This is a genomic window from Mesorhizobium sp. M4A.F.Ca.ET.020.02.1.1 (assembly GCF_004022645.1).
In the GTDB taxonomy this organism is placed as follows: Bacteria; Pseudomonadota; Alphaproteobacteria; order Rhizobiales; family Rhizobiaceae; genus Mesorhizobium.
Genome location: NZ_RZOI01000114.1, coordinates 1 through 11,590 on the forward strand (window position 1 = coordinate 1; position 11,590 = coordinate 11,590).

Genomic DNA, 11,590 nt, shown 5'->3' on the forward strand with positions numbered 1-11,590 from the left:
GATCTGGATCCAGCCTGCCTCGAGCGCCTTGGTGAAGATGGTTCGGTCGTTGCGGCGTTTTTCCTCGAGGACCGGTCCGACCACGGCCGCAACTGCGTCGCAAAGGTAGATCGTCTCCTGGTCAAAGCGCGCGTCGACGGGCCGCAGGAAAGTGAGCGCGCCCGTCATCCGGCCGTTGCTTTGCAGCGGCACGGTCAGGGCAGCGCCGTTCTTGTGCTGGCGCGTCAAGGCTTCGTGCGCGAGGCTGACGCGATATTCCTGCCCCTCGCGCGATGGCGCGACGACCACGGCCCGCTGGTCGATCGCCTCGTCCATCGCCGCGGCGACGTCACGCATGAAACTGACCTTGCTGTCGAATGCCGCCGAGTGGGACACCGCCGCAACGCGCGTCCAGCGCCGGCGCATCACGCCAATAGCGACCGGGTCGCAATTCAACCGCATGGCGAGTTCTGTAACGAGCGCGGTGCAGGCGCTCTTGTACTGCTTCTTCTCAATCACCGTCGCCAGCATGTCGAACGCAAAGCGACTGCGCTGCGCCGCCTGTTCGCTCTGATCGCTCATGCCGCGGCGCACATGCACTTCCACCCAGCCGCAGGCCCACTGGATCTTGCGCATGATGTCGGTGAAGGCAGCGTCGTTTCGCTTCACGGCAACGGCACAGGCGCCGAACAGATGTCCGTCGATGAGGATCGGGGACGCGATGATCTGTGTGTCGTCTGCCGGACCCGATACACTGACGCCCTGACGCTTTCCTGTCGCCATTTCGGCGGCGCCGAGAAGCCCGCCGGCCGGCGACTGTGAGTTCGGCCATGCGGCGGCCAGCACATAAGGCCCGGCATCGGCTTCCCCGAGCACCAGGGCTGCCGCGGAGGCATCGGGTAGCTGGCGGCACAGAAGGCCCAGCCATGCGCCGATGAACTCATCAGACGTCCCGGCAGCACGGAAGCGTGTCCACAGCGCCTGGTCTAGAACGCTGTAGCTGACGATGCCGGTATCATCCAGCATCCTGCGAGTGTCACCTTCAAGGATGCTATCGGCCATGGACACCCATTTCGAGGCGGCGGACGCAGTTCGCGAAATGTATGAACTGCGCCGTCATCATTGTCTCAGCGTACTCCAAACAGACTGGACAGGCGCGACAGCAGCCCCTTGCGGTTGCTCCATTCGGCGAGACCGTTGAGGTCGTCCGAAGCCGCGTCGCCATCGTCGTGATCCGCATCAGGCGCCGCATGATGCGGACGGTCCTGCTGCCGATCCTGCGCGGCAACGAAGGTTCCGCTGGTTTCGTCAAACACCCAGTCGGGCTGGCTGCTTGGCTGCAGGCCGGAAGTAACCCCTGTCAGCACGATATCGCCGGGTTTCGCGCTTGCATCGGCCTCAGAGTCGGAGTTCGCTACCGCCGCCGCATCGCCTGAAGCTCTTGCGGCCGAGATCGTGGTGACGTCTCCGACCGCCTGAGCCGGGGCGATGCCAGCGCTCTGAAGCAATCCATGCTCCTTGGCGCCGACAAAGACGCCCAGGCCATCATGGAAGAGCTGCGTTTCAACCTCCTCACCAGCCGATCCGGCCTCCGGCAGCCGGCGCTCGCCGACGGCCAACTCAGCCGACATCACGCCCGTCTCGTCGTCATCGTGATCGAGGCCCGCCTGATGGCCGATTTCGTGGATCAGTACCGACAGCAGGTCCATCCGCCCCTCGGCCGCGCCGCCGGGCAACGCCGTCAGGTGGCCGGATGCATCGAGCTGGAACTCGCTGCTGTCGAGAGGTGACAGGTCAACGAACCAGCCATTTCCGGCCGCGTTGCGGTCGATCAGCACGGCGCCGAACACCGACTGTGCCAGCGCCATGCCAGGCAGATCGACGACCTGCACATCCAGGCTCGACAGTTTTGCAAGCTCTGTCGCGTCCAGTTGGCCGCTGGCCGACCAGATCGCCATCGCCTGCGCCAGCATCGCCCTGGCCTGATCGACGCCGACCGCCGTTGCTGTGTCTCCCGCCTGGCCGGGCGAAGCCAGTGCCAGCTGATTGGAGCTGGTGCTGAACGCCGAGGCGTTGGTGCGGACCTGCAGCCGGTCGAAGGACGCCCCGGCATTGCCTGTCACCAGGCCGAACTCGCCATCGGCAACGGCTGAGTTGAAGCCATAGCTGCCGACGAATGCGCCGTTGACGGTGATCGAGACGGCAGCGCCACGTATGGTCAACTGGACTTCATAGTCCGTCGTTGAACTGAGCGTGCGGGCAAAGCTTTGATCGATCGCCGTGCCGCCTTTCGACGTCACGTGTCCAACCAGAACCTTCTGGGCCGCCACATCCAGCGTGACGAACTTGTAGTCGTTGGCGCCGTAGTAATCGAAGACGATGCCACCGGTGCCGGCGGTCTTCAACTTCGCCGTCAGTTCCAGATAGGCGTCCGCCCCGATCGCCGGGCCGACATCCAGCAGGTTGGTGCCGGCGCCGGCCGCCGCGTTCAGCCTGCCGCCCGAGAGCGTCCAGCCTTGAGCTGCGGTCTTCGACATCGGATAGGTCGGCGGCGCGTCGAACTCGGCTGCGTAGTCGAGCGTGATCTGGGGCGGCAAGACCTGGACACGGAAGTTGTCCACCGTACCCTTCGAGCCGCTGTTGCCGACACCGACGAGGCCCTTGTTCAGCGCCACCGGCTGGCCCTCGAGGATGCGCGGCGCGAAGGTGTAGCTGAACCAATTCACGCCAGCCACGGTCAAAGTCGCGTTCGTGCCGTTGACCGCGAGCAGGACATCGTAAGCCTGGTTTGCCTTGAGCTGCACCGGCTTGTTGGACTTGACCAACTGATGCCAGCCGCTGGCGTCGCGGTAGCCCATCTCGATCTGGTCGTTCGAGATGTTGATGCCGGCATATTTGAAATCTGTCGGCGAGTAGTAGTCGAAGATGATGTAGGAGTTGGCTTTCCAGCCGGCCGTCGGCTTATCGGTCGTCAAGGTCGCCGCGATCTCGTAGTAGATCGGCGTATAGGCGTCGAGATAGAGAACCGCGGCTGCCTGGTCCCAAGTGCTCGCCGACTGAACGGTGAGCTTACCGCTGGTGACGGCGAAATTGCCCTCGTCAACCGCCACGACCTTGGCGTTGCCATCATTGAAGTCGGCCGTGCGCAACACGTCGCGCTTGCCGCCGGGGATGTTGCCCGCCTGGGGATCCGTCGGACCGCCGGTCTGATCCTGCCAGAAGCCATGATCCTTCTGGGTGATCAGGCCGATTTCGCCTTCCACGCCGCCCATGAACATATGGACGTGGCTGTACTTGTCGTCCCCGTTGATGCTGCCAGTGTCGGCGGTGCGGGTGATGTCGACACCGTCGCTGAATGCCTGCGCATAAAGGAAGTCGAACAGTTGCGGCGGCACCTGCCGGCTTACCGTCGCGATACCGAACGGTGCGAACGGCACCAGGTAGCTGTTGAACTCGCCGACCCAATCAATCAGGCGGTCGCCACCGGTGTTGCCGATCAGGATGTCGAGCCCTGCCCCGCCGAAAACGCGGTCCTCATACATTGGATGCGTCTCTGGCTGGTCGTTCAGCCAGTTGTTGGTCGAGAGTACATCATCGGCGTTCATGAGGTCGTTGCCCCAGCCGCCATAGATGTGGTCGCGGCCGGTACCGCCAACGATCCAGTCATTGCCCAGGTCACCAAAGACCGCATCGTTGCCGTCGGTGTTGCGCTGCGCAAACGCCGTCGGCGTGCCGTTCGGCGCAAAAGCGATCGCGCCGTTGACCAGCGGTCCTTCATTGTCGACGAGGTTGAGGAAATACTGGCGCGCGATAGGCGGCGTGCCGGCCTTCCATACCGAACCATCGGCGTTGAACATGATCGTCCGGCGTGGATCGTACTCGTCGTAGAGGAAGAACTCGCCGAGCCGGCTCTGCACCGGCTTCGGTGCGTTCCACGGATCGCTGTCAGGACCAAACTTCAATACGTCGCCAGGATTCCACGGCCGCGAGAAGTCGGTGCGCACGATGCCCACGACATTGCCCGCCGCGTCGAAGCGCTGCGTGTAGGACTCCGGCAGGGCCTCGCCGCCGCCGACCGCATCGTCGCCGGAACCGCCATGGATGAAGTCGTCACCCAGGCCGCCGAAAATGATGTCGTCGACGACATTGGCGTCGAACAGCGGATTGTCGCCGCCCTGCGCATTTGGCGTCAGATTGTATGGCGTCAGGTCGACCGCCTTCTTCATCTTGCCGCCGACATTGATCGTCTCGGTCTGCACCTGTCCGGGCGTGTAGATGAACTCGTTGAGCACATCGCCCTGGCTGGTGCGCGTATCCGGATCGGTCGCCAGCAGCGGCAGCACGCCGAACAGGCTTTCGCCGTAGGTCGCGCTGTTGCGGCTGGTGAAGATGCGGCCGTCGTCGCCCAGGATGCCGTCCTCACCGGTACCACCGGAGATCCAGTCATTCCCCCAACCGCCGATCAAGTCGTCATTCTCGGCATCGCCGAACATCCGGTCATGGCCGCCGCCGCCATAGGCGGTGTCGTCACCGGTCTCGCCATGGAACTCATCATGGCCACCGATGTCCTGCTTGGCCCATATGCCGAATTCGCTGCGATAGGCGGGATCGTTCGGGTTGTTCTTGGAGAACAGGTCCGGACGGAAGTCCGGGCCGCCCGGCGTGTAGTCGAGCAGATGGATGCCGCGCACGACGAGACGCTCGCCACCGGCGCGCGCCGGGTCGTTCACGTCGTAATTGAACTGGACATAGAGCTGTTGGCCGGCCGTGCCGTTCGGATTGATGTCGGTGTGATTGACACCGACGATCCGCACGATGTTGCCGTTGTCGCCGATCATGGAGTCGGCATCGCGAGCAAAGCGCGAATTGATCAGCGTGCCGTCATTCGGCAAATTGTCGTCATTGCGGTCGATCTCGATGCCGGCGCCGCCGAAAATGTAGTCGTCTCCGTCGGGCCGCGCATTCGGATCAGTGAGGCTGAAGAAGGACGAGGACCCACCGATCAGATCATCCTGGCCGAGACCGCCGAATATCTGGTCGTCACCGCCGCCGCCTTCGATGTAGTCCTGGCCGTCAGTCGCCGCCGTGAAGGAGGCGATCACCGTGAGCGGACCGATCGGATCGGTGACGCCGCCGGATGTGCGCGATGCGCCGACATGCGAGGTGCCGGCAAAGGCCAGCTCGATGCCGCCGTCGCCCTGCACCACGTCATGGCCGAGCTGACCGAACAGTTCGTCATGGCCTTCGCTGCCAGCGATGTAGTCGTTACCGAAGCTGCCGACGCCGACCGTGCCCTCGTCGAAGGCGAAGGTATGCAGCGCCGCGTAGTCGACCGAATACTCGCTCCACCACGGAGCACCGTCCGGATCGCGATACCGCCGAGCGGTACTGTCGACCAGCAGCAGGCCGCTGTTGTCGGCATTGACCGTGCCGAGGCCGGCCGGCATCGGCCGGTCGGTACGGCTGTACAGCAAAGTTCCGGCCAGCGTCTGGAAGCGCAGGCTGAACGTATCGTCCAACAGGTTGCCGTCAGCGCCGCCCTGGCGCGACATGTAGACGTTGTCGCCAAAGACGCGATCGTCTTGCTGGTCACCGTCGAGCAGATCATGCCCGGCGCCGCCCACGATGACGTCGCGGTCGAGGCCGCCGAACACCACATCGTCGCCGCCATTCTGCAGTTCGGCCGATTTGACGCCGGTGACCAGCACCAGCTCGGTCGTCTGGATGCGCTGCTTCAAAGCCGACGGCAAGTTCGGATCGTCGACGAACATTTCGATCACGCCGTGATCGGCGAAGATGATGTCGTCGAAGTCGCCCAGCACGCCGGCAGCCGCGACCGAACTCGGCCCATAGCCGAGATGCGAGGCGCCATCGCCGAAGATCAGGTCGTCGCCCGCATCCATCAGGTCACGAACCGACGACTTGACCGGCTTGATCGTCGTGCCGTTGGTGTCGGTGTCCGGATTTGCCGAAGGCAACGGACTGTTATCGACCGTATCGATGAACAGCTGGCGCGTGAAGATGTTCACGTTCACGCCGCTGTCGCCATAGATGTGGTCGGTGCCGCGGTTGCCGATGATCAGGTCGTCGCCGGAACCGCCGGCAAGATGATCGCCAGCCTGGCTGCCGTAGATCGTGTCGTTGCCCGCGCCGCCATAGATCGTCAGGCCGACGCTCGGCAGGTTTGCCGATGGCGTGCCGGCGAACAAGGCGCTGGCGTCGATGATGTCGTTGCCGGCGAACTTGTAGCGATTGGCGAGCGGGAACACCCACTCGTCATCCTCATTCTCGCCGTCCTGCAGTTCCGGGAACGGATCGAACGGCTTCTCGCCGAATTCCATACCCAAAACGTTGTGCGCCTGGCCGGAATACCAGATGCCGTCCTGGCCGGTGTCGCCATAGATGACCAGCGGCGAGTTCGGTCCGGCGCCGCCGGTGACGACAATGTGGTCGCCGCCGATGCGGGCGCCGCCGTCCAGCGTGACGTCGGTACCGGAAACGGTCATCGCAACGCCGACTTTCGGCGTCAGCGCAACGCTCTGCAGGGTCATCACGGTCGCATTGAGCGCCTGGATGGTGAACGTGCCGGCAAAGCCGCTCAGTTGCACCTTCTGGCCCACATGGAAGCCATCCGCCAGCCAGCTGCCGGCGCTGCGTGTCAGGCTGTTGGTGGCGATGTTGACGGTCGCCGTCCCGGTGATGACGCGCGGCTCTGCGACGTGCAGCGAACGCTCGGCATAGATGTTGAACGCGTTGGGCGCGAGCACGGTGCCGGCTGGCTGGCCGGCGCGTGTGTTCGGTGCGCTGAGCACCAGCACACTGCCGTCACCCCATGTCAGCGCGGAGTTGGCAGGCGCCGGCAGAGTCGCGTCGGCGATCGCCAGAATGGTGCGCGTATAGGTCTCGCCCGCAAGCTGGATCACCTGGCCGACCTGATAGCGGTCCTCCGACCAGTCGCGGCCGTCCTGACGGGTGACGATGATCTGTCCACCGGTTCCGGCGGCGATGTTCATCGGGCCGGCGCTTTCCAGATACATGTTGCCGCCGCCATGAACGAGCGTCAGCCCGCCATGCTGGCCTTGCACATAGAAGCTCTTCACCGCGTCGTTTTGCGTCGCCAGCGGCGCACCTTCGAGCGTCAGCGAGAAGCCGTCTTGCGAGATCTCGATGATGCGGAAGTCGCGCTTGCCGTCGGCATCGACCATGGTCACCAGATGTCCGGCGAGGTAGCCTTCATCGGCCCAGTTGACGCCGTCCTGGCGCGTGACGATGCCGCCGGTATAGGTCGGGTCGACGTCGACTTCGGCCACCACGGTCTGCAGCACGGCATTGGTCACCGGGTTGATGCGATTGATCGTGCGCGGCGCTTCCGAGACCGGCGCGAGTTGCCCGCCGATGACGTGCATGACCGCGCCGGCGATCGCCACGATCTGATACTCGCCCTTCGCAAAATCCTCATCGATCGAGATAAAGTCTCCGACCGCAAAGCCGGCCCAGTTGCCGCCGTCGGTGCGCGTGATGATGCCACCCGCCGTCGTGCTGGCCACATCCACCGACTTGTTCGGCGTGATCACATCCTTGTCGAAAGCGGTGATCGTATGCGACCCGTCCGCCACACCGACGAGCGTCGGTCCGCCCAGAACCAGGATCGAGTTGTCATTCGGATCCGCGCCTTCGGCCGGATTGGCCGGATCGATCAGCGCATCATTGATGGCGAGGATCGTCCAGACGCCCGCCAGGTTGTCGATCTTCACCGTTTGGCCGACGAGGAAGCCCATGGCTTTCCAGTCGAAGCCGGTGCGCACGATGGTGCCGCCATTGGCTCCGGATGCCGTTACGTCGAACGTGTTCGTCACCTGAACCGGCGGCGCAGGATTGAGCGTGCCTTCGATGACGAGCTCGTCGTTGCCCTCGCCGAGCATCAGGTTGACCACCTCGATGGTGCTCTTGGTGTCGTCGGTGCCGAAATCGCCATTCGAGTCGACGCTGATGCGCCCGAAGCTGATGCCACCTGGGAAGAAGCCGGATTCACCGAAGGTCGGATCGCCGGTCACACCAAGCCCCAGGCTCAGATCGTCAGCCATGTTGAAGCCGGTGAGCGTCGTCTCGGTCATGACGCCGCCGACATCTTCCTTGCTGGTGTCGTTGAAGATGTTCAGCACGTCGATCTGCTGCGATTCCGGCGGCTGCTGGCCGATCGCGATCAGGAAGTCGTCGGCTTCGCCGGGCAGCTTGAGGCCGTTCTCGAGCGAACGGTCGGCGCCGGTGACGCCGCCCTCGACAGCCAGCGGTCCGCGCAGCTTGGACAGATAGTGACCGGAAACCGGGAAGACCTTGACGCCTTCACGAGTGATCGGCACATCGTATTCGGTGTCGGCGCGCAGCTCGATAGTCTGCTGCTGGTAGTAGTTGGCCGGCGTGAACACAGCCACGGCGGCGGTGCGAACCACACGCACGTCGTTCAGCGTGTCGCCCAGATGCGGCAGGATCTGCGCCACATTGGTGCCGGTGATCTGGATTGTGGTGTCCTTGGTGTCGTTGTCGCCGCGGATGATCGCGATCTTGAAGTCGCCGATCAGATTGTCGGTCGAGTCGAACAGGCGGATCCACTGCCCCTCGAGGAAACCGAATGCCAGCCAGCCATCGTCCTCTTCGCCAAGTCCGTCGATGGTCATCCGGTAGGTCGGAATACCTTCTTCCATGACCTGCTCGAAGCGGATATCGCCGGTGTACTCACCGTCCCGCGCCAGATCGGACAGGATGACGTCGGCCTGCGCGCCTGTCGTGGCGAACAGCTTGTCGACCTTGAAGAACTTTCCATCCGCATCGATCGAGGTGATGAAATAATCGCCGCTGTCGACGCCGGCATTGCCGATGCGTACCTGCTGGCCGACGAAGAACCCTTCATCAACGAAGCTGCCGAGATCGGCACCGACCCCGCGCGTGACCTTGCCCAGGCCACCATCGTTGGAGAAGACAAGATTGCCGTCGAATATCTGCGTTGGCCTGAGGCCGCCAATGATCTCGTACCCCGAGCCGGGCGTGACCGCGATCCCGTTGACGCTGACGACATCCGCCAGACCGTCGGTAAGCACCGCGACGTGAACGCTGGTCGACGGCGCCTTGGTCAGGCGGATCGTATAGTCGTCGGTGTCCGATCCGTCGCCGTTGAGCAGCGTATTGCCTTCACTCTCCAGCACGACCGCGCCGGCGCTGTCATTGTCGATAACGTCGATGTCGACATAGCCCGGGCCTGAGCGCAGGTTCGGGAATACGTAGTCGTGGTCGGCGTCGACCGTCAGCGCCTGGTCGAGCTGGAAGAAGATCGCCGCCGTATGCGGGTCCTCACGCGGGATGTCGTCGCGCGCTTCGATGCCGACGCGCACCGCATCGTCCCAGTTTCCGCTGTCGAAAGTAATGCGCCAGTAGCCGTCGGCACCCTTGAACATGCGGCCGTCGAGATCGTTCGGATCGTCGACGTCGTAGATCATGATGTTTTCGTCGCTGAATTCGTTGACGAACAACTTGACGACGATCGTGTCGGTCGCTTCGGGCGCCGTGGCTAGCTGTACCAGAAGTTCGTCATTCAGCTTGGTCGTGGCATTGCCTTCGATGACGAGCGAGCGGCGATCTTCGGTATTGGTGCCGGGCGCCACTTCGGTGACATAGATTCCGGGCGTGTCGTTGTCACGCAGGTCGACTTCGACGTTGCGCACATCCGCGGCGTCGAAGGGATCGCCGTCCGGATAGGCCGCCGCCAGCACTGCGGGTGCGACACCGCTGGTGTCGGAGATGACACTGTGCTGAATGACGACCACCCGATCGCCCTCGGCGCGCAGATCGTCGGGGGCGTAGAGGTACACGTTCTGCGCCGTGTCCCAGTTGGTGCTGTCGAAGGCGAGCACGATCGAGCGATCGTTGATGATCGTCGGAACGCCGTTGATCATGATGACATGCTGGAATTCGCCGTCGGTTCCCACGGCGCCGGGATCCAGCGTCGAAAGCCAGATCGTGTCGCCGATGCCATTCGGCAACGGTGCCGGGTTGATCAGGGTGCCGTCTTCTTCCTGCTGCGGCGAACGTGCCGCCGCAATCGTCACATAGACGATCTGGCCGGCCAGCGGCGCGACCGCCAGCCTGACAGTGTAGCTGTCGACATTGCGCGGTCCGCCTTCCCGAACAGCCGTGAAGCCGTCCGTTTCGTCGATGCGGACGATGCCCTCTTCGGGGCCTGCCACGTGATAGTCGAAACCGTCGACCAGGACGCCATCGTAGAGTGGATCGCCCGAGGTGACGAGGTGATCAACGGCGCCGGACGCGCCTTCGAGTTCGCGTGTGATGATGTCTTCCGTGACATCACCCGCGACATTGATCGTGTCGGAGCCCAGACCGCCGATAACGCGATAGGCCACGCCGAAAGCCGTCGACTGAACGAAGAATTCGTCGTCGCCTTCAAGTCCGTCAACCTCGACCACTTCGATCGTGGTGTAGCGAACATTGAGGCCGGCGCCGAAGATGCCCTTTTCGGTTATGGCGAAATCGTCGGCGAATTCGGTCCCGAGGATGACCAGCTTGTCGAAGCCGGTGCCGCCGTCGACCGAGACCGGCGCGTTGACATTGTATTGCACTTCGTCCTCGCCGCCGCCGGCGCGGATATCGGGCGCCCGCGCGACCGAGAAGCCGAGCCCGATGATTGGCTTGGCGACGCCAAAGTCGTCCAGCACGATGACGTCGTCGGTGTAGTCGTCCGGCGTCGAGTCAGCGTCGGCGAAATTGATCGCGCCATCGCCGTTGGTATCGAGCGTGACCGCCGGCAGGTCGTCCTGATCGATCGTGCCGTCACCGTTCCAGTCCTGGTTGGCGACCGCCGCGATGGCGAACGCGCGGACGATGAACAGGTCGTTGTTGTCGTCGCCCTCGAGCCGCAGCTCGGCCTGGTTGGAATAGACGCGGAATTCGTCGTTGCCGGTGCCGCCCTGCGCGACCATCGGCGCACTGATGCCGGGGCTCAACCAGCCGCGTGTCGTAGCCACCATGTCGGGGAACACGTCCTGGTCGAGCAGGCCGCCGCCGAAGAACGGCGTGACGCCGTTTTCCGGATCGCCGGTGCGCTTGTTGCCGAATATCTGGCCGATGTTGAAGGAGTCGTCGCCAGCGCCGCCTTGCAGCGAAACGATCGCCGAGGTGTCGTCGGAGTAGAAATTGTCGTTGCCGCCCTGCCCCTCGACGGTGATCCGGCCATTCAGCGCGGTGTCGTAATTGATGCGCGCGACCTCGTTCGAGGGCTCATTGTCCTCAATAGTGTCGGCATAGGTCTTGGGCTGCCCGTAGACCATGGCGACGTAGGCCGGACGGTCGGCGGATTCGTGCGGCAGGTAGTTGGCGCCGCGCAGGAGGAAGATGTCGTCGATCGGCTTGTTGCCGCCGACCAGACCATTCTGCGACGAGTTGTAGCCGAAGATGGTCAGTTCATCGACACCATCGATGGAGCGCCCGCTGTCGAGGATGTTGATGACGTAGTTGCGCTGGAAGTCGGTGCCTGCGGTGCCCTGGCCTGGATTGTTGGAGCCAAGGGTGTAGATCTCATAGACATCGGTGCCCGACACGCCGT

At 63.5% G+C, this 11,590-nt stretch carries 2 protein-coding genes; both read right to left on the bottom strand.

Annotated features, from left to right (window positions below; translation table 11 throughout):
• Positions 1–1,041 (bottom strand): GAF domain-containing protein (locus EN742_RS10475; protein ID WP_148670069.1); only part of this gene is annotated, 1,041 nt, incomplete at its 3' end.
• Between the two features lie 65 nt (positions 1,042–1,106).
• A partial coding sequence (locus EN742_RS10480; RefSeq protein WP_128332780.1) for a matrixin family metalloprotease occupies positions 1,107–11,590 on the bottom strand: 10,484 nt, incomplete at its 5' end.